Annotated in this window: 16 protein-coding genes; 9 read left to right on the top strand and 7 right to left on the bottom strand. The window is 53.5% G+C overall.

Annotation, left to right across the window (positions count from 1 at the left end):
* Window positions 1-175: 175 nt before the first annotated feature.
* Entirely contained in the window at window positions 176-1,639 is a 1,464-nt protein-coding gene (locus BMW97_RS03695) for a mannitol dehydrogenase family protein (RefSeq protein WP_045910416.1), read from the top strand.
* A 43-nt stretch (window positions 1,640-1,682) separates the two neighbouring features.
* Here the strand turns inward: BMW97_RS03695 and ydfZ are convergent, their stop codons facing one another.
* On the bottom strand, window positions 1,683-1,886 hold the full coding sequence (gene ydfZ / locus BMW97_RS03690) for a putative selenium delivery protein YdfZ (RefSeq protein ID WP_014883679.1): 204 nt from the start codon (window positions 1,884-1,886) through the stop codon (window positions 1,683-1,685).
* Between the two features lie 287 nt (window positions 1,887-2,173).
* Between ydfZ and BMW97_RS03685 the strand changes: the two genes are divergently transcribed.
* On the top strand, window positions 2,174-2,605 hold the full coding sequence (locus BMW97_RS03685; RefSeq protein ID WP_045910417.1) for a universal stress protein: 432 nt from the start codon (window positions 2,174-2,176) through the stop codon (window positions 2,603-2,605).
* 35 nt (window positions 2,606-2,640) lie between these two features.
* Here the strand turns inward: BMW97_RS03685 and BMW97_RS03680 are convergent, their stop codons facing one another.
* Together BMW97_RS03680 and ydfG are read right to left on the bottom strand one after the other, a co-directional pair.
* On the bottom strand, window positions 2,641-3,327 hold the full coding sequence (locus BMW97_RS03680; protein WP_090392543.1) for a GntR family transcriptional regulator: 687 nt from the start codon (window positions 3,325-3,327) through the stop codon (window positions 2,641-2,643).
* A gap of 91 nt (window positions 3,328-3,418) precedes the next feature.
* Window positions 3,419-4,165, bottom strand: a complete 747-nt coding sequence (ydfG, locus tag BMW97_RS03675) for a bifunctional NADP-dependent 3-hydroxy acid dehydrogenase/3-hydroxypropionate dehydrogenase YdfG (protein ID WP_023292548.1) — start codon at window positions 4,163-4,165, stop codon at window positions 3,419-3,421.
* A gap of 142 nt (window positions 4,166-4,307) precedes the next feature.
* Between ydfG and dcp the strand changes: the two genes are divergently transcribed.
* On the top strand, window positions 4,308-6,341 hold the full coding sequence (gene dcp / locus BMW97_RS03670) for a peptidyl-dipeptidase Dcp (protein WP_045910418.1): 2,034 nt from the start codon (window positions 4,308-4,310) through the stop codon (window positions 6,339-6,341).
* A gap of 319 nt (window positions 6,342-6,660) precedes the next feature.
* Entirely contained in the window at window positions 6,661-9,243 is a 2,583-nt protein-coding gene (locus tag BMW97_RS03665; RefSeq protein ID WP_090392541.1) for a bifunctional diguanylate cyclase/phosphodiesterase, read from the top strand.
* 57 nt (window positions 9,244-9,300) lie between these two features.
* Here the strand turns inward: BMW97_RS03665 and uspF are convergent, their stop codons facing one another.
* On the bottom strand, window positions 9,301-9,735 hold the full coding sequence (gene uspF / locus BMW97_RS03660; protein ID WP_032674686.1) for a universal stress protein UspF: 435 nt from the start codon (window positions 9,733-9,735) through the stop codon (window positions 9,301-9,303).
* 125 nt (window positions 9,736-9,860) lie between these two features.
* Window positions 9,861-10,151 carry a DUF1330 domain-containing protein gene (locus BMW97_RS03655; protein ID WP_032674687.1) on the bottom strand — a complete coding sequence of 97 codons (291 nt, stop codon included), beginning with the start codon at window positions 10,149-10,151 and terminating at the stop codon, window positions 9,861-9,863.
* A gap of 68 nt (window positions 10,152-10,219) precedes the next feature.
* Here BMW97_RS03655 and BMW97_RS03650 point away from each other — a divergent pair, with 68 nt between their 5' ends.
* The gene (locus tag BMW97_RS03650; RefSeq protein ID WP_223540411.1) at window positions 10,220-10,675 is read left to right on the top strand and encodes a MarR family winged helix-turn-helix transcriptional regulator; all 456 of its coding nucleotides are present in this window, start codon (window positions 10,220-10,222) and stop codon (window positions 10,673-10,675) included.
* A gap of 71 nt (window positions 10,676-10,746) precedes the next feature.
* On the opposite strand, the gene BMW97_RS03645 is transcribed toward BMW97_RS03650, so the two are convergent.
* Entirely contained in the window at window positions 10,747-11,418 is a 672-nt protein-coding gene (locus BMW97_RS03645) for an MgtC family protein (protein ID WP_045910420.1), read from the bottom strand.
* Window positions 11,419-11,874: 456 nt separating this feature from the next.
* Between BMW97_RS03645 and BMW97_RS03640 the strand changes: the two genes are divergently transcribed.
* Window positions 11,875-13,080 carry an MFS transporter gene (locus tag BMW97_RS03640; RefSeq protein WP_032674689.1) on the top strand — a complete coding sequence of 402 codons (1,206 nt, stop codon included), beginning with the start codon at window positions 11,875-11,877 and terminating at the stop codon, window positions 13,078-13,080.
* Window positions 13,081-13,098: 18 nt separating this feature from the next.
* Here the strand turns inward: BMW97_RS03640 and BMW97_RS03635 are convergent, their stop codons facing one another.
* Window positions 13,099-14,088 (bottom strand): 2-hydroxyacid dehydrogenase, encoded by a 990-nt coding sequence (locus tag BMW97_RS03635; RefSeq protein WP_028013015.1) that lies wholly within the window; start codon window positions 14,086-14,088, stop codon window positions 13,099-13,101.
* A 326-nt stretch (window positions 14,089-14,414) separates the two neighbouring features.
* On the opposite strand from BMW97_RS03635, the gene BMW97_RS03630 reads away from it, so the two are divergent.
* From BMW97_RS03630 to BMW97_RS03620, 3 genes are all read left to right on the top strand, one after another.
* Complete coding sequence (locus BMW97_RS03630) at window positions 14,415-14,738, top strand: hypothetical protein (protein WP_045910421.1); 324 nt, start codon at window positions 14,415-14,417, stop codon at window positions 14,736-14,738.
* A gap of 215 nt (window positions 14,739-14,953) precedes the next feature.
* Window positions 14,954-17,593, top strand: a complete 2,640-nt coding sequence (locus tag BMW97_RS03625) for a YdbH family protein (RefSeq protein ID WP_045910422.1) — start codon at window positions 14,954-14,956, stop codon at window positions 17,591-17,593.
* Complete coding sequence (locus tag BMW97_RS03620; RefSeq protein ID WP_045910423.1) at window positions 17,590-17,781, top strand: YnbE family lipoprotein; 192 nt, start codon at window positions 17,590-17,592, stop codon at window positions 17,779-17,781. The genes BMW97_RS03625 and BMW97_RS03620 overlap by 4 nt, the downstream gene beginning before the upstream one ends.
* Window positions 17,782-17,784: the final 3 nt, after the last annotated feature.

The following is a 17,784-nucleotide window of genomic DNA, read 5'->3' as shown; positions in this document are numbered from 1 at the left end:
TCACACCACATGACCAAAAGTTAATATAAATCAAAATCTCAAACGGCAGTATCAGTATGGTTGATGGCAGTAATTTTTTACCCCAACTGCCATTCTAGTTGGTGTAGTCAGCAGGCGCTGCCGCTTCAGAAAGAGCGGCAGCGATCCACAGCTTTCTAATTAACGAGTCTTAATCATGGAAAATACCTTATTACAGGCCAATGCGACGCTGCCTCAGTACGATCGCGACAGCCTTAAAGCACGCATCGTTCATTTAGGTTTTGGCGCATTTCACCGGGCGCATCAGGCAGTGTATGCCGATATTCTCGCCGCTGAGCACGGCAGCGACTGGGGCTACTGTGAGGTTAACCTGATTGGTGGTGAGCAGCAGATTGCCGATCTGAACGCGCAGGATAACCTCTATACCGTGGCGGAAATGTCTGCCGATGCGTGGACCTCCCGCGTAGTGGGTGTGGTCAAAAAGGCCCTTCATGCGCAGGTTGACGGGCTGGAGACGGTGCTGGCGGCGATGTGTGACACGCAGGTCGCGATTGTCTCTCTGACCATCACCGAGAAAGGGTACTGCCACTCGCCGGCGACCGGGCAACTGATGCTCGATCATCCGTTTATCGTCGCCGACCTGCAAAACCCGCACCAGCCAAAATCTGCGCCGGGTGTCGTCGTGGAAGCGCTCGCGCGACGTAAAGCGGCAGGTCTGCAGGCGTTTAGCGTGATGTCCTGCGACAACATGCCGGAGAACGGTCACGTGATGCGCAATGTCACCTGCGCGTACGCCCGTGCGGTAGACGGTGAGCTGGCGGACTGGATCGAATCCCACGTCACCTTCCCGTCAACCATGGTGGATCGCATCGTGCCTGCGGTCACCCCCGACACGCTGGATAAAATTGAACGGCTGACCGGCGTGCGCGATCCGGCGGCGGTGGCCTGTGAACCGTTCCGCCAGTGGGTAATCGAAGATAACTTTGTGGCAGGGCGTCCTGCGTGGGAAAAAGCCGGTGCCGAACTGGTGTCGGATGTGATCCCGTTTGAAGAGATGAAGCTGCGCATGCTTAACGGCAGCCACTCATTTCTGGCCTACCTGGGCTATCTGGCGGGCTACCAGCATATCAACGACTGTATGGAAGATGAACATTACCGCATCGCCGCGCACGCGCTGATGCTCAACGAGCAGGCGCCTACGCTGAAGGTCAAAGGCGTCGATTTGGGACGCTATGCCGATCTCCTGATTGCCCGCTACAGTAACTCGGCCCTGCGCCATCGGACCTGGCAAATTGCGATGGACGGCAGCCAGAAGCTTCCGCAGCGCATGCTGGATTCCGTGCGCTGGCACCTGGTGCATCAGAAGCCTTTCCCGCTGCTGGCGCTGGGCGTGGCAGGGTGGATGCGCTATGTCGGCGGCGTGGACGAGCAGGGTAATGCGATTGACGTGAGCGATCCGCAGCTGGCAGTGATTCAGGCGGCGGTTAAAGGCAGTGCGGAAGGGGAAAGCCGGGTCAAGGCGCTGCTCGGCATCGAGGCCATCTTCGGCAAGGAATTACCGCGTGAAGCCGTCTTTGTTGATGCGGTGATGAAGGCGTACCAGACGCTGCTGCAAAAGGGTGCGAAAGCGACCGTGGCACAGTACGTGTCTCAACGGTAATTCAGCACATGCCGCCGTTCGCGGCGGCATGTCTGCGCACCGTTTAGTGCATACCCAGGCGAATCAGCTCAATCGGTTCGAACTTACCTTCGCATCCTTCCACTTCAACCGTTTTGCTGCGGCGCACCTGCGCGGCATCCAGCCCGTCGCTGTGGATCGCTTTAATCACGCCAGTTTTGCCCGTGCCGCTGATCATGACGCGGCTGCCGGTGGTGATTGCATTGCGGTTACGGTCGTATGTCATCATGGTATTTTCTCCTCTCTAACCTGTTCGTTACGGCGTTATTTCAGGGTTGCCGTTCACGGAGCATATAAATACGCCTGTCTGCATCACATGTTTTTGTTTTTGATCAAACTCACACTTTTTTCTTTATTGTGTCGGGCGCTGACGGTTCACGACAGCAATTGACAAAGCAGACCGTTATTTTCATTTATTGATAGTTTCAGAAGGGAAGCGTTGAGGGTTGGTTTATATTCCCGGTGCCATTCTGGGTACAGGAAATAACCCTTTCATCGGAATAAGGAGTCAGGCTTATGTATAAGAAGATTTTGATGCCTGTTGATGTGTTTGAAATGGATTTGAGCGACAAAGCGGTTCGCCACGCGGCAAACCTTGCGAAGGCAGAGCGCGCCTCGATTACCCTGGTCAATATTCTGCCGGCCAGCAGCCGATCCCTGCTGCGCGGATTTAATGCCGATATTAAAAAGTTCGAAGAGTATATGACCGAGGAATCCGGTAAGAAAATGAACGCGTTAAAAAGACTGTTCGATATCTCGCCGGAGAAAATTGACAGCCTGGTGCGCTTTGGCAACGTCCGCGATGAAATCATCAGGCTGAGCAAGGAGGGGGAATATGACGTGATTGTCATCGGGTCGAAAAATCCGGGCATCACCACCCATCTGCTGGGATCAAATGCGGAATCTATCCTGCGCTACGCCACAATTCCGGTGTTAGTCGTTCGCTAAACCTATCGCCGCGTCCGAAAGGGGGCGGCGTAATATTACTCTTCGCTAAACCACTCGCTATTTTCCTGACGAATCAGCTGCACGGATTCGCTAATTTCCTGCAGATGCAGCGTCATCGCTTTTTCCACGCCGTCCGGGTCGCGTTTTTCCAGCGCGCTGAAAATATCGTGATGCTGTCGGAGCAGCATTTCCGGCGGGGAGACGTGATCGAGACTCATATAACGCACGCGGTCGATGGTGGCCTTGATGTTTTCGATGGTGTCCCAGGCCAGCTGGCAATCCGCAATCTGCGCCAGTTTCTGGTGGAATTCATCATCAAGCTGGAAGAAATCATTCAGCTGCTTACGGTCAATCGCAATCCGCTGCTGATGCAGGTTTTGCTCCAGCAGGTAATACTGCTTGTCGTTGATGAGCGTTGCGGCACGGCGCGCCACCGCGCATTCAATGGCCTGGCGAACAAAACAGCCGTTGCGCACCTGAGAGAGTGAAATTTTGTTCACGTAGCTGCCGCGCTGCGGGCGGATCTGAATCAGACCGTTTTCCGCAAGCTTAATAAACGCTTCACGCACCGGCTGACGGGAAACGTCAAAACGCACGGACACCTCTTTTTCAGAAAGCGGCGTTCCCGGTGGGATCAGGCAATGGACAATATCACGTCGCAAAATGCGATAGATTTGTTGGTTTACGGGCTGGGTGGGATTGAGTTGCGATTCTGCGGCCATGAGTTGTCATTTCTCAGAGAGTTAGCCTGAACATACTACCATTCTTTTATAACCCGAAACAGACCCGGCCCGCAGGCCGGGAAGGGCAGCGTTAGCCACGATGGACGCTAAGTCCGGCAAAACTCTGGCTGACCGGCATCATTTCTACGGTATTGATGTTGACGTGTTTTGGCAGCGTCGCCACCCACCAGACCGTTTCGGTGACATCTTCCGGCGTCAGGGCGTTGGCGTTTTCATAGGTTTTGTCTGCTTTCGCGTCATCGCCTTTGAAACGCACGTTGGAAAACTCGGTGCCGCCCACCAGGCCCGGCTCGATGTCGGTGACGCGAATGGCGGTGCCGTGCAGATCGGTCCGCAGGTTAAGGCTGAACTGGCGCACAAACGCTTTTGTCGCCCCGTAGACGTTACCGCCTGCATAGGGCCAGCTTCCGGCGGTGGAGCCGATATTGATAATGTGGCCACGATTGCGCTCGACCATGCCCGGCAGCACCGCGCGGGTCATATAGACCAGCCCTTTGTTGTTGGTGTCGATCATGTTTTCCCAGTCTTCCACGCTGGCTTTGTGGGCAGGCTCCATGCCCAGCGCCAGACCGGCATTGTTGACCAGCACGTCGATGGCGCGCCATTCTGCTGGCAGATTCGCAATCATCTCTTCGATCGCCGCGCGATTACGCACGTCCAGCTGCGCGGTCAGAATGCTGTCGCCTAGTTCGTCCTTCAGCTCCTGCAGACGTTCCTGACGGCGGCCGGTCGCGATAACCTTGTGCCCGTTGGCGACGAAGCGACGCGTGATGCTTTCACCAAAACCTGCCGTTGCCCCGGTAACTAAAATAATCATCTCACTGTTCCTCAACGCTTTTTGTGTTGTACTAACATAGCACGGCCGTAGAGGGTGCGTTAAGGCAACATTTGTATGACAGCGTTGCAGGGGAAGGCGGCCTGGCCTACTCTGGGAGGATACCCGTACTCAGGAGCGAAAGATGACGGCCACGAATCCCTTTTTTAACATCAGCCTGCTGCCTTACCAGGCCCCCCATTTTGATGAGATCAACGACAGTCACTATCGTCCGGCCTTCGATGAAGCCCTTCGCCAGAAGCGGGTGGACATTGACGCGATTGTCGCTCAGGCCGCTGCGCCTGACTTTGCTAACACCGTGCTGGCGCTGGAGAAAAGCGGCGCTTTGCTCGCGCGCGTCAGCAGCGTGTTCTTCGCCATGACTTCCGCGCACACCAATCCGTATTTACAGGAGCTGGAGGAACAGTTCTCCACCGAGCTTGCCGCGCTGGCAAACGATATCTGGCTGAATGACGTGCTGTTTGCCCGCGTGGAGAGCGTCTGGCAGGACCGTGCCGCGCTTGACGCCGAATCCCGCCGTCTGGTCGAAGAGACGTATCAGCGGTTTATTCTGGCCGGCGCGCGTCTGAATGAGACAGAAAAGGCCGAGCTAAAGGCGTTGAATACCGAGGCGGCCTCCCTGACCAGCCAGTTTAACCAGCGTCTGCTGGCGGCCGATAAAACGGGTGGGCTGGTGGTGGACTATGCGCACCAGCTTGACGGGCTAAGCGCCGGTGAGATTACTGATGCGGCTCAGGCTGCCGCGGAGCGAGGGCTAAACGATCGCTGGCTGATCCCGCTTTTGAACACCACCCAGCAGCCCGCGCTTTCCGCGCTGCGCAATCGTCAGACGCGCGAAAACCTCTTCAACGCAGGCTGGACGCGTACCCAGAAAGGGGATGAAAACGATACTTGCGCGCTGATCCTGCGTCTGACGGCGCTACGTGCGCGACAGGCCCGTCTGCTGGGCTTTGAGGATTACGCCAGCTGGAGCATCGCTGACCAGATGGCGAAAACCCCGGCCGCCGCGCTGGAATTTATGCGCGGCATTGTGCCTGCCGCTCGCGCCCGCGCGGAACGCGAGCAGGCCGATATTCAGAAAGTCATCGACGACGAGCAGGGCGGTTTCACCGTGGAGGCCTGGGACTGGGCCTTTTATGCGGAGCGCGTGCGCCAGGCAAAATATGCCCTCGATGAGTCGCAGATCAGGCCCTACTTTGCGCTCAATACCGTGCTGCAGGATGGCGTATTCTGGGCAGCCAGCCAGTTGTTTGGCATTCGCTTCGTCGAACGCTTCGATATCCCGGTGTACCACCCGGACGTCCGCGTATGGGAAATTTTCGACCACACCGGTGAGGGCATGGCGCTGTTTTACGGTGACTTCTTTGCCCGTGATTCCAAACAGGGCGGGGCATGGATGGGGAATTTCGTCGAGCAATCCTTCGAGTTTGCTGCCCGTCCGGTGATCTACAACGTCTGTAACTATCAAAAACCGGCGAATGGCGGTGTCGCGCTTCTCTCCTGGGATGACGTGATAACCCTGTTCCACGAGTTTGGCCATACGCTGCACGGTCTCTTTGCCAGCCAGCGGTTCGCCACGCTTTCCGGCACCAATACGCCGCGTGATTTTGTTGAGTTCCCGTCGCAAATCAACGAGCACTGGGCCAGCCATCCACAGGTGTTTACCCATTATGCGCGCCATTACGAAACCGGTGAGCCGATGCCGGACGCGCTGCGGGAAAGCATGCTCAACGCGACCCATTTCAACAAGGGTTATGACATGACCGAACTGCTGGCTGCCGCGCTGCTGGACATGAACTGGCACGGCATCGGCGAGGCCGTTTCGAGCGTGGAGGATTTTGAAGCGGCTGCGTTGAAAAAAGAGGGGCTGGCTCTGCCTGCCGTGCCGCCGCGCTACCGCAGCAGCTATTTTGCCCATATTTTCGGCGGCGGCTACGCGGCGGGGTATTACGCCTACCTGTGGACGCAGATGCTCGCTGACGATGGCTACCAGTGGTTTGTCGAGCACGGCGGCCTGACCCGTGAAAACGGGCAGACATTCCGCGAGGCAATTTTGTCCCGTGGTAACAGCACGGATTTAGCTGAACTGTATCGCAACTGGCGCGGGCACGATCCAAAGATTGAGCCGATGCTGGAGAATCGCGGGCTGAGCGAATAGAGTCAGTCTCGTCAGAAAACAGAACCGGGCTTATGCCCGGTTTTTTATACGTTTCATCGTTCCTGTGACCACGATAACAAAAATAGTCTTAATACCCATTCTGAGTAAATACAACCGCTGAGGTTAACAGTCACTTTGAACGGTATATTTAATTAACCTGGTTTGGGCTGTAAAAGAATTTATGATTAATAATTTGATCTGGACTGTAAAAATTAATTATTCTTTAGCTTCATATTTTTAACTGTAAAATTTTATTATTTTTTGCCGATAAATGAAGGTGGCATAAGAATTGTCGTAATAGTTGTTAAGAAGGCGAAAGATGACTCTACCTCTGAACACTCCGGGCTTCACGGATACCGAGCCTTCTAAAGGCCTGATAAATAAAACCTTTACCTATATAGTAACGCTGTTGATTAGTATTTTCATCGCAGCAATAATATCTCTGCTAATAATAAAAAATAATGTTAATGAAATCAGCGACAAACATGATGAATTTTTGTTAAGGAAAGCGCTGGATGCCCGTCAGGAAAGCATGCGAAGTCATTTGAAAGACAATGCAGAGTGGGGAGATGCCTACAAACATCTTCATCTGAACACTGACGTTCACTGGGCATGGGATAAGCAAAACCTGGGTAAGTCCCTTTATGACAACTTTGGTTACGAAGGGGTGTTTGTTCTGTCCCCGGCAGGCACCACGCGATACAGTGTGGTTGACGGGAAACTGAAGCTTCAGGATCTTGAGCGCTGGTTAGATAAATCAACCAAAGACCGTTTACTCCATGATGTGAGCATAAGAAATGGATTGCCGGTTTCTATGCTCGCGCTCATCGACTCCGTTCCGTCCATTGTTTCTGCGGAATGGATAACGACGGGCGATGATACGAGCGTGCAACCCTTACCGGGGAAACCTTCGACAATGGTGTTTATCGACAAATTAACGGCTGAAAAACTCCTTACGATTGGGCAGGATGCCGGAATCAAAAATGTTCGTACTTCACCCACAATAATCAGTTCTCCAATAAACAATCAGACAGCATTTACCTTAAGGACTCAGGATGGCGATGTGCAAATTATCTGGGACAGCGAAAACCCCGGCCAGGCGTTGATTGTTTATTTTTTACCATTACTCATCCTTTCAGTCATTCTGACGGTATCAATGACGGTTATTCTCATGCGTCATATTATGCAGAAGGCAAGAATGCTTGATGAAAATACCTTTCTCCTCGATCAGGCGCGGTTGAATCTTATCACCAGTGAAAAACGATTCCGGGACGTCAGTGAAACAACCAGCGACTGGTTCTGGGAAACAGATTTATCGTTAAAGATTACCTGGCTTTCAGGTCGTTTTTCTACAGTGACGGGATATGAAAATAGCGAATGGATAGGCCGTAAGTTAGATGACCTTTTTTCCTCGACAAGCGCATTATTACATGGCTGTGTCAGCCGCCGCGAGTTAACTGAACGATTTGAATTTAAGAACTGTCCTTATACACACGCGCAACATTCCACGTCCTATTGCACGCTTCTGGCAAAGTTTTCGACTCAACCTGATGGAACGGTGGTTTTGCGAGGCGCGGCAACCGACGTCTCTCAGGAAGTTGAAGCAACAAAACGTGTGGAGTTCCTTTCACGCCATGATGAATTAACCGGTCTGCCGAACCGGTATCATATTAAGGAGTTTCTTGCGGGCCAGTTCGCTAAAGAAGGCGTCAGTCATTACCCCTTTGCCATGATTTGCCTCGATTTAGACAAGTTTAAACCCGTTAATGATATTTTTGGGCATTCCGCGGGCGATGCTCTGCTTGGCGAGGTCGCTTTACGTCTAAAAAATTGTGTTCGTCGAGGTGATTTTGTCGCAAGGCAGGGGGGAGATGAATTTATGCTGCTCCTCGGCAACAGCAGCCAAAAAGCGCAAATTGAGGAGGTGTGTCACCGTATCGTGCAAGAACTTAACCGTCCTTTCTCCATTGAGGGCAATGATGTGGCGATAGGCGTAAGCATGGGTATTGCGCTGGCTCCCCAGGATAGCAGCAGCGCAAGCGATCTTTTACGCTATGCAGATATCGCGCTTTACCAGGCGAAACAATCCGGCAGAAACCGATGGGTCTATTATCGTCCGGATATGTCGGAAAAGTTGACCGAACGGAGAAAACTGGAATTAGAACTGAAGACTGCAATTCGTGAAGAGCAGCTCTACCTGGTATACCAGCCGCGTTATAACCTCCGATATTCAAAAATAGATGCCGTCGAAGCGCTGGTACGTTGGAAGCACCCGCAGCGAGGGACGATGATGCCCGATCAGTTCATCACCCTGGCGGAAGAAACAGGCCTGATTATTAACCTCAGCAACTGGGTCATACGTACAGCGTGTGCGGAGACAAAAGAGAAATTGCCGGGGTTATCGGTATCCGTAAATATTTCGGCCATCGAATTTCAGGCAAGCGATCTTGCCGAAAGGATAAAAGAGATACTTCACGAAACAGGACTTGAACCTAACCGTCTGGAAATAGAAGTGACTGAAAATGTCACGCTTTCCGATCCTGAAAAAACCTTGCAGACAATGAAGGCTCTCAAAAAAATGGGCATCCGCATCCTGATTGACGACTTCGGTACCGGCTATGCATCCCTGAGCTATCTGCGGAAGTTTCAGTTTGACGGGCTCAAGCTCGACAAGAGTTTTATTTTTACCCTGGGCGATTCGCCTCAGAACCAATCAGTCGTGGAGAAAATTATCGATCTGGGTAAAGCCTATTCGATGGCGGTAACCGCAGAAGGGGTGGAGACCGCCGAACAGCTCTCTTTTCTTAAAAAAAATAAATGTGATGAAGTTCAGGGCTACTTGTTGGGAAAACCAGCCGCTATTACGGACTTAAATTTAAATGCAAACAGCGTAAATCTTTAAAGCGTGCTTTCATTCAGGGAAGCGTAAATGAAAAACCGGGCGTTACGCCCGGTTTTTTTATCTTACAACCAGCACAGGGCATTTCGCATGCCGAACCACTGCCGCAGCGTTTGAGCCCAACAGATAGGTCGAGATGTCCGGCTTATGGGAGGCAATGATGATCAGGTCGGCGCCGATCGTATCTGCGAGCTTAAGGATCTGATCCTTCGGAGACCCCGTCACGGCATGCGTCTGTATCTTGTCTGCAGGGATTTTGAATTGCTTAACTATTTCATCCAGTTTTGCTAACGCCGCGTGCTGGAATTCTTTCATCTTCGGCATTTCTACGGGGTAGGCCAAACCTAATGATGAATAATAGGGAAGCGAAGGAATAACGGTTAGAAAGTGGACTTTGGCCGTGTTAAGTGCGGTATGTGCCTGAACGAAAGGGATAACCATGTGCGTCAGGCTATCCTCGGAGATATCAATGGGAACCAAAATTGAATTGTACATGTGTCCCTCCTGAGTATTTTTTGCACAACTCAGGGTAAACCGTTATTTCCAGCAAAACAGAGAGCAGGTTGTCATAACGGGGACAAATTTCGGTTCTGTGATTTAGGTACAGTTGAACCTGCCTGTCATTCCGTCGTGACAATGAACATTCTTGCTTCCTGGGCGAGCTGGCGTTCAGCCTTAATCGGCGCATATTTTTCCGAATGATAGAAGGCAAGGGCCTGATCTAACGTCGGAAATTCAAAAATGCCCGCATAGGGTAACGGCTCTTCATCACCTTCCAGTACCTGTGCGACAGCACCAAAATGAACAATTTTACCGCCTGCTTCCTCTAATGCTGACGTGAAGCGGGGGGCAAGGCTGGCCTGTCTGGCTGGGTCAATAACGCGTAAGTTGATATGAACAAAGGCTGGCATAACCGTTCCTCAAACATGCTTAATAGTGTATATACACTATTAACTTTAGCATTGAATGTCGAGATGAAATGATGAGCAATATTGATGTGACGTTGTTGAAGGCCATTCCGGAAGTCTGCCCGGCGTTTCAGGCGCGCGCTACTGCTCGGGCTATTACGCGCTATTACAACGCCTGCTTCAGACCGTTTGATCTGACCGCTGAGCAGTTCAGTCTGATAGTTGGCATCGGGGGTTCTCCTAATGAAACCGTTGCGGAACTCGCCGCCAGAGCAGGGGTGGATGCGACAACACTGAGTCGTAATATCCGTAGTCTGGAGTCCCGAGGCATTATTGGCTCTACTGGAGGGCGTGGACGTTCAGGAAAACGACTCATGTTGACGGGGGAAGGCTGGCGTCTGCTTGAACAGGTCATTCCGGTATGGCAATCCGCTAAGCAGGAATTGTCCCAACTTATGGGCAGCGAGCAGCTTAGCCTTACGACGAAGATGATGAAAAGTCTTGCCAGAATCAGCGCTTCTGTATGATTCTCTCCGCGTCGCTGTCCATTTCTGCAAAACAGCAAAACCTCAACCGGGCGCAATGCCCGGTATCGTGTTTATATTGCGTGACAGCTTACGGAAGCCATAATTTTATTCCCACCAATATTACCCATAATTAGCTCGAGTAATTTCCGGTATTCCTCACGAGTCATCACCTCGGCCCGTATTTCGGTTTTACCTTCTGCTTGCGCCGTATCGCAATAAATGGCTTTCAGGCTTAACGTCAACTCTTTCGCCATGTTGACAATATTCTGCCGCACCGCATCTTCATGCTCGTCATTACAGGTGATTTTAAGGACATAGCATTTTTCGCCTTCATGGAGCGCGGGCAGTTGATTAATCCGCTGCGCAGCTTCGCGAAGCAGAATGTTGGCGCACAGAATAATCACGCTGGCCATACCGGCATTCCAGAATTGACCTAATCCGCATAGCACGCCAATTCCGGCCGAACACCACAGCGTCGCGGCGGTATTAAGACCCCGGATATTCATTCCCTCACGCATAATAACGCCTGCGCCAAGAAAACCTATGCCGGAGACGATCTGCGCTGCGATGCGCCCCGGGCTATCGGGTGAGGTCGAGAGGGAACTTAAAATAAACACGGCCGCGCCCGTCGCAACCAGTGCATTGGTACGAAGCCCCGCCATACGCTGGCGCCATTGTCTTTCCGCGCCGATAATTGCGCCCAGCAGCATCGCTGCGAGCAGATGAGAGATATAAGGGAACATCAGCCTGTCGCCTGTTAACATGATTAAACGATAAGCGTCAGCGCTTCACAAAGCACAGTATGACGCCATTAAAACGCAAAGCATGTCAGCGCGAGGGCGGTGGAAAGAGTGAATGATGAAACATGAACATCGCGATGCCCCAAAAAATTGGTCGTTCTTAATGTATTGGGATGCAATCACGTCAAGAGGATTGCTGCCCACCCTTAAGGTAAGCAGCGAGAAAATCGCGTCAGCTTACCTTCGTATCGACGATAAAATAACTTTCCAACGAAGGACTCCTGTGAAAATTTATTGCCAGTATAGTCAGGGTCGATTATGAGTAAAGTGAAAAAACAACGTCCGTTATGAATTGTTTAAGTTCGGAAGGCATGTTTTTTAAGACGTCATCTGATTTTCAAAAATACCCGGTATACTACATTTTCTTTTTTTCAGGCGATAACAGGCAAGGCAGGAAGTATGTCTCTTCGTTCGCTGCGGGCGCTATGCCTGACAAGTTTTTTCATTGCAGATGTCCGCGATGGCCTGGGGCCTTTTCTCGGTATTTTTCTGACCGAACGCCACTGGACCCCTGATGATATTGGCATTCTGATGACGGCCGGCGGGCTGGCGGGGTTACTGGCCACGCTGCCGGCGGGGTTCATCACCGACACCTCCCGCAACAAGCGTGCTGTACTCGCGCTGCTGTGCATTCTGATCACACTAAGCACGCTTCTGCTCTGGTTTAGCCAGCAGAGCGGCGTTGTCGCCGTGTCGCAAATCGTCACCGGTATCTGTGCGGCATTTGTCGGGCCGTTGATCGCCGGGATTACGCTGGGGTTGACCGGGCAGAGCGGCTTCAGCGCGCAGATGGGCAGAAACGAGGCGTTCAATCACGGCGGAAATTTTGTCACCGCGCTGATTGCGGGCGGCATTGCGTGGTACTGGGGCGTGGGCGGGATTTTCCTGCTGATGACCAGCACCACGCTGCTAACGCTGTGTGCGCTGCTTGCCATTCGCAACAGCGATATCGATAACGACGCGGCGCGCGGGCTGTCCTCTTCAGCGAGCCTGCCGGTCCCCGGTTTTGCCGTGCTGATGAAAAACCGGGCGCTGTTTGTGACCGGACTGACGCTGCTGCTGTTCCACCTGGCGAACGCCGCGCTGCTGCCGATGCTGAGCATGAGGGTTGCCGCTGCACCTGCCGCGATCAACCCCGGTTTGTATGCGGCCGGTACCGTCATCATCTCTCAGGCCGTGATGATCCCCGTCGCCATCTGGGCCTCGCGCCGGATCGAACACTATGGTTACTGGCGCTTGATTATGCTGGCGCTGCTGGTTATGCCGGTGCGCGCGGCGCTGGCGGCATCCACGGACGCGCCGTTAATGATGATCCCGGTACAAATTCTCGACGGCCTGGCCGCCGGGATCCTGGGAGTCGTCGTACCGTCGTTTATTGTGGTGCTGCTGCGTGGAAGCGGGCACGTCAATGCCGGGCAGAGTGTGGTGATGTTGATGCAGGGAGTAGGGGCATCCATGAGCCCGGCGTTAACCGGGACGATCGCCGGACATTACTCCTTTGCGACGGCATTCAGTGTCCTGAGCGCCATTGCCCTGGCCGCCGTTCTGCTCTGGTGGCGCGTTGCGCACCGGAGCTGGGAAACAAACGCGCCGGGTGAGGCTTAGCCCCACCCCGCGTAGCACTTAAGCCAGCTCGTTAGGGCACGGCTCACCCTTTTCTAACTGCTGAAGGTTACCCAGCGTGGTTTCCGAAATGCTGATCAGCGCTTCGGCAGTCAGAAACGCCTGATGTCCGGTAAACAGCACGTTATGGCAGGCAGAGAGGCGACGGAACACGTCGTCCTGGATGACATCATTAGACTTGTCTTCAAAGAACAGGTCGCGTTCGTTCTCATAGACGTCCATCCCCAGCGCGCCAATTTTCTGGGTCTTCAGCGCTTCGATAGCGGCCTGGGAGTCAACCAGCCCGCCGCGACTGGTGTTGATGATCATCACGCCATCTTTCATCTGGTCAAATGCTGCCTGGTTAAGCAGGTGGTAGTTTTCCGGCGTCAGCGGGCAGTGCAGGGAGATCACGTCGGACTGCGAGAACAGCGTCGGCAGGTCGACGTACTCCACGCCCAGATCCAGCGCTGCGGCGCTTGGGTACGGATCGAATGCCAGCAGACGCATGCCGAAGCCTTTCAGGATGCGCAGGGCAGCCACGCCAATTTTACCGGTCCCGATCACGCCAGCGGTTTTGCCGTACATGGTAAAGCCGGTCAGCCCTTCCAGCGAGAAGTTGGCGTCACGGGTGCGCTGATAAGCGCGGTGAATACGACGGTTGAGCGACATCATCATGCCAATCGCATGTTCCGCCACCGCTTCCGGGGAGTACGCCGGGACGCGCACCACCTTCAGACCCAGCTCTTTTGCCGCGTCGAGATCCACGTTGTTAAAGCCCGCGCAGCGCAGGGCGATGTACTTCACCCCCTGTTTTTTCAACTCTTCCAGCACCGGACGACTGCCATCATCGTTTACGAAAATGCAGACGCCTTCACAGCCGTGCGCCGTTTTAGCGGTTTTTTCGGACAGCAGAAAGTCGAAAAATTCAAGCTCAAACCCGTAAGCCTCGTTAACATGTTGCAGATACTTTTTGTCGTACTGCTTTGTGCTGTATACCGCGAGTTTCATAAGACTTTCTCCAGTGATTTTGCATTCACGTTAGCATGATTAAAATTATCTTACAATTTCTAAAATATTATTGAATTCAATAAGTTCTATCAATTATTCTAGAGCATATGTCCACCCTAACTCCATGATATTCTTGCTACGAGGAATCTTTGGCGTGAATCAGGTCAGGGCGTGTAGAGAAAAATGCAGTGGGTTGAGGATGCGAAAAAAGCCTGTCTTAATTACGTTAAAGAATGGCAAGAGGGTGTGAAAACTGCAATCCTTCTGGATGTGATGGGACGATATCAGGAACCGGGTGAGTTTCTGATAAAGAGGGAGAATGATGCATGTCGCAACAACTGGGGTTGTCCTTATCTCCGTCAATGCTGCCCGCTTTGTACTATTTCATTGTATCTATAGTAGTTTTTTTCTTGTTATATATCGGGAAACAGAAGATTAACCGGCTACGAAAATACCCACTGTTCATTGGCTATACGCTGTTTGTGATAGCCATTGCAGCCATCCAGATTAACGTTTTTGCCAACGGCTATGATTTTGTTCGCGGTTTCTTACATATCGATTTTGATCCCTGGCGGTACGACTCGGTGTACTGGGGGTCATTGATATTCGCAATGCTTTACCTGCTGGCAATGCCCAGGAACAGGTATTAATTACGCAGTTATTCCGACTTCTTCGCCTGAAATTATGCGTAACCCACTGAATCTAAATTGTGTTCTTTAGGTTACGCATAGCAAAAAAGTTACCTCATACTATTTACAGCATCTATCCTTAATCTTGGCGTTAACTTCAACTCAACCGCTAAACATGCGACAATGATCGGCACTGCCGGCTTAATTCTTTCGCTAAATCAGGATATTAACTGCCCATGAAGGGTAAATACAAAGCCGCTCTTGCGCTTTTACTGCTGTTCATACTGTTGCCGCTGACGCTGCTGATGACGCTCGCCCAGTGGGTGCCGACGCTCGCTGGGATCTGGCTTCCCGTCGGGACGCGCATCGCTTTCGAAGAGAGCCCGAAACTGACTCGCCACGCGCTGGTGATCCCCGACCTTCGCTATTTGGTGGAGGACTGCGAAATTGCCCGCATCGATAACGTGACGCTGTCACATCCCAGCCGCTGGAAGCTGGATATCGGCGCGCTGGATCTTAACTCCGTTTGCCTGAGCAAAATTCCCCAGTCAGCGCCTTCAACGGTCGCCCCGAAAACGCTGGCGGAATGGCAGGCAGTATTACCCAATACCTGGCTCACGATTCACCGTTTGACGCTGTCGCCCTGGCAGCAGTGGCAGGGCGAGCTGCGTGCGTCGCTGACCCCGTCCAGTCAGGAGATCGCCTATAAAGGCGAGCAGGTCAGCATTAAAGGCACGCTTCGCGGTCAGACGCTCTCGGTCAGCCAGTTCGATGTTCAGCTCCCGGATCAGCCGCAGCCGATTAAGCTGGTGGGCGAGTTTACCTTGCCGCTGGTGCCGGACGGCGTGCCGGTGAAAGGCCACGCGGTGGCGACCTTTAACGTGCCACAGTTAACGTCTCTGGTCGATGCCGATCTCGACTGGGAAGACAATCAGGGACAGCTGGTGGTGATGGCGAGAGACAACCCCGATCCGCTTCTCGACCTGCCGTGGCAGATCACGGCGGAACAGCTCAACATCAGCGACGGACGCTGGAACTGGGATCTCTCAGGTATGCCGCTGAGCGGGCGGGTGTCCCTTCGCGCCGACAACTGGCAGCAGGGGCTGGAGAAAGCCACGCTGACCGGACGACTGAACGTGTTGACGCAAGGCGATGCGGGGAAAGGCAACGCGGTACTGAATATCGGACCCGGCAGGCTCAGCATGGAAAACAGCGACATGCCCCTGCACCTGAGCGGCGAGGCGAAGCAAAACGATCTCATTCTTTACGCCAAATTACCGGCAAAACTGACCGGCAGCCTGTATGAACCGCAGCTCGCCTTTGAGCCGGGCGCGCTGCTCCGCTCGCGCGGGCGCATCATCAATTCACTCGATATCGATGAAATCCGCTGGCCGCTGGCGGGCGTGAAGCTCACCCAGAAGGGCGTGGACGGTCGTTTACAGGCGATTTTACGCGCCCATGAAAACGAGATGGGCGATTTTGAACTCCACCTGGACGGTCAGGCCAACGACTTTTTACCTGATAACGGCCTGTGGCAGTGGCGATACTGGGGGAAAGGCGGCTTTACGCCGATGCATGCCCGCTGGGATGTCGCCGGGAAAGGCGAGTGGCGCGACAACCTTATTGAGCTGACGGCGCTCTCCACCGGTTTTGACAAGCTTCAGTACGGCACGATGGAGGTCAGCAAGCCGCGTCTGGTGCTGGATCAGCCTGTACGCTGGTTGCGCGATGCCGAAAAACCGGCCTTCAGCGGTGCGCTGTCGCTGAATGCCGGGCAAACGCGCTTCTCCGGCGGCAGCGTGTTGCCGCCATCGGTCCTGACCTTCAGCGTCGATGGCACCGACCCGACAATTTTTCAGTTTAAGGGCGACCTCCATGCGGACAACATCGGCCCGGTACAGGTCAACGGAAGGTGGGATGGCGTGCGCCTTCGCGGGCAGGCCTGGTGGCCGAAACAGTCCCTCACCGTTTTCCAGCCGCTTATCCCGCCGGACTGGAAAATGACGCTGCGCGACGGTGAGCTTTATGCGCAGGTCGCCTTCTCGGCGGCGGCCGATCAGGGCTTTGAAGCGGGTGGGCACGGGGTACTGAAATCCGGCAGCGCCTGGATGCCGGACAACCAGATTAACGGCGTCGACTTTGTGCTGCCGTTCCGCTTCAGCGAGGGAACCTGGTCTCTGGGCACGCGCGGACCGGTCACGTTGCGCATTGGCGAAGTGGTAAACCTGGTGACCGCGCGCAACATTACCGCGGATTTACAGGGCGATTATCCCTGGACGGAGGACAATCCGCTGCTGCTCACCAACGTGAAGGTGGAAACCCTCGGCGGGAAGATCACCATGCAGCAGCTGCGGATGCCGCAGCACGATCCGGCCCTGCTGCGCGTGGACAATATCTCATCGAGCGAGCTGATTAGCGCCGTCAATCCAAAACAGTTTGCCATGTCGGGGTCGGTCAGCGGGGCGCTGCCGTTCTGGCTGGACAACGAAAAATGGATCATTAAGGATGGCTGGCTGACTAACCCGGGGCCTATGACGCTGCGCATCGACAAAAATACGGCCGACGCCATCGTCAAAGACAATATGGTCGCGGGTGCCGCGATTAACTGGCTCCGCTATATGGAAATTTCGCGTTCGTGGACGAGAATCAATTTAGATAACCTGGGTGAATTAACCATGCAGGCGACCATCAAGGGGACCAGCCGGGTCGATGGCAAGAGCAGCTCCGTCAACCTGAACTATACCCATGACGAGAATGTCTTTACCCTCTGGCGCAGCCTGCGTTTTGGAGACAATCTGCAAACCTGGTTTGAGCAACACGCGGCGATACCCGGTCTCCGCAGTTCGACTGGCAAGGAAAGTGAGGAACAACAATGAAAAAGATGGCTGGTGCGCTCACCGTTGCCGTTGCCGCGCTACTGTCCGGCTGTACGCCGCGCATTGAAGTCGCTGCACCAAAGGAGCCGATTACCATCAATATGAATGTCAAAATCGAACATGAGATCCACATTAAGGTCGATAAAGACGTTGAAACTTTGCTGAAAACGCGCAGCGATCTGTTCTGAGGA

This window comes from Enterobacter sp. NFIX58 (assembly GCF_900110475.1).
GTDB lineage: Bacteria > Pseudomonadota > Gammaproteobacteria > Enterobacterales > Enterobacteriaceae > Enterobacter > Enterobacter quasiroggenkampii.
This window is presented reverse-complemented; position numbering and strand designations above follow the sequence as displayed.

Bases quoted from the DNA above. Each gene is read 5' to 3' on its own strand.
- ydfG (WP_023292548.1), bottom strand. From the start codon at position 4,165: ATGATTATTTTAGTTACCGGGGCAACGGCAGGTTTTGGTGAAAGCATC.
- BMW97_RS03655 (WP_032674687.1), bottom strand. From the start codon at position 10,151: ATGCCAGCCTTTGTTCATATCAACTTACGCGTTATTGACCCAGCCAGA.
- BMW97_RS03630 (WP_045910421.1), top strand. From the start codon at position 14,415: ATGTCGCAACAACTGGGGTTGTCCTTATCTCCGTCAATGCTGCCCGCT.
- BMW97_RS03680 (WP_090392543.1), bottom strand. From the start codon at position 3,327: ATGGCCGCAGAATCGCAACTCAATCCCACCCAGCCCGTAAACCAACAA.
- BMW97_RS03665 (WP_090392541.1), top strand. From the start codon at position 6,661: ATGACTCTACCTCTGAACACTCCGGGCTTCACGGATACCGAGCCTTCT.
- BMW97_RS03685 (WP_045910417.1), top strand. From the start codon at position 2,174: ATGTATAAGAAGATTTTGATGCCTGTTGATGTGTTTGAAATGGATTTG.
- BMW97_RS03620 (WP_045910423.1), top strand. From the start codon at position 17,590: ATGAAAAAGATGGCTGGTGCGCTCACCGTTGCCGTTGCCGCGCTACTG.
- ydfZ (WP_014883679.1), bottom strand. From the start codon at position 1,886: ATGATGACATACGACCGTAACCGCAATGCAATCACCACCGGCAGCCGC.
- dcp (WP_045910418.1), top strand. From the start codon at position 4,308: ATGACGGCCACGAATCCCTTTTTTAACATCAGCCTGCTGCCTTACCAG.
- BMW97_RS03695 (WP_045910416.1), top strand. From the start codon at position 176: ATGGAAAATACCTTATTACAGGCCAATGCGACGCTGCCTCAGTACGAT.
- BMW97_RS03650 (WP_223540411.1), top strand. From the start codon at position 10,220: ATGATGAGCAATATTGATGTGACGTTGTTGAAGGCCATTCCGGAAGTC.
- BMW97_RS03645 (WP_045910420.1), bottom strand. From the start codon at position 11,418: ATGTTCCCTTATATCTCTCATCTGCTCGCAGCGATGCTGCTGGGCGCA.
- BMW97_RS03640 (WP_032674689.1), top strand. From the start codon at position 11,875: ATGTCTCTTCGTTCGCTGCGGGCGCTATGCCTGACAAGTTTTTTCATT.
- BMW97_RS03635 (WP_028013015.1), bottom strand. From the start codon at position 14,088: ATGAAACTCGCGGTATACAGCACAAAGCAGTACGACAAAAAGTATCTG.
- uspF (WP_032674686.1), bottom strand. From the start codon at position 9,735: ATGTACAATTCAATTTTGGTTCCCATTGATATCTCCGAGGATAGCCTG.
- BMW97_RS03625 (WP_045910422.1), top strand. From the start codon at position 14,954: ATGAAGGGTAAATACAAAGCCGCTCTTGCGCTTTTACTGCTGTTCATA.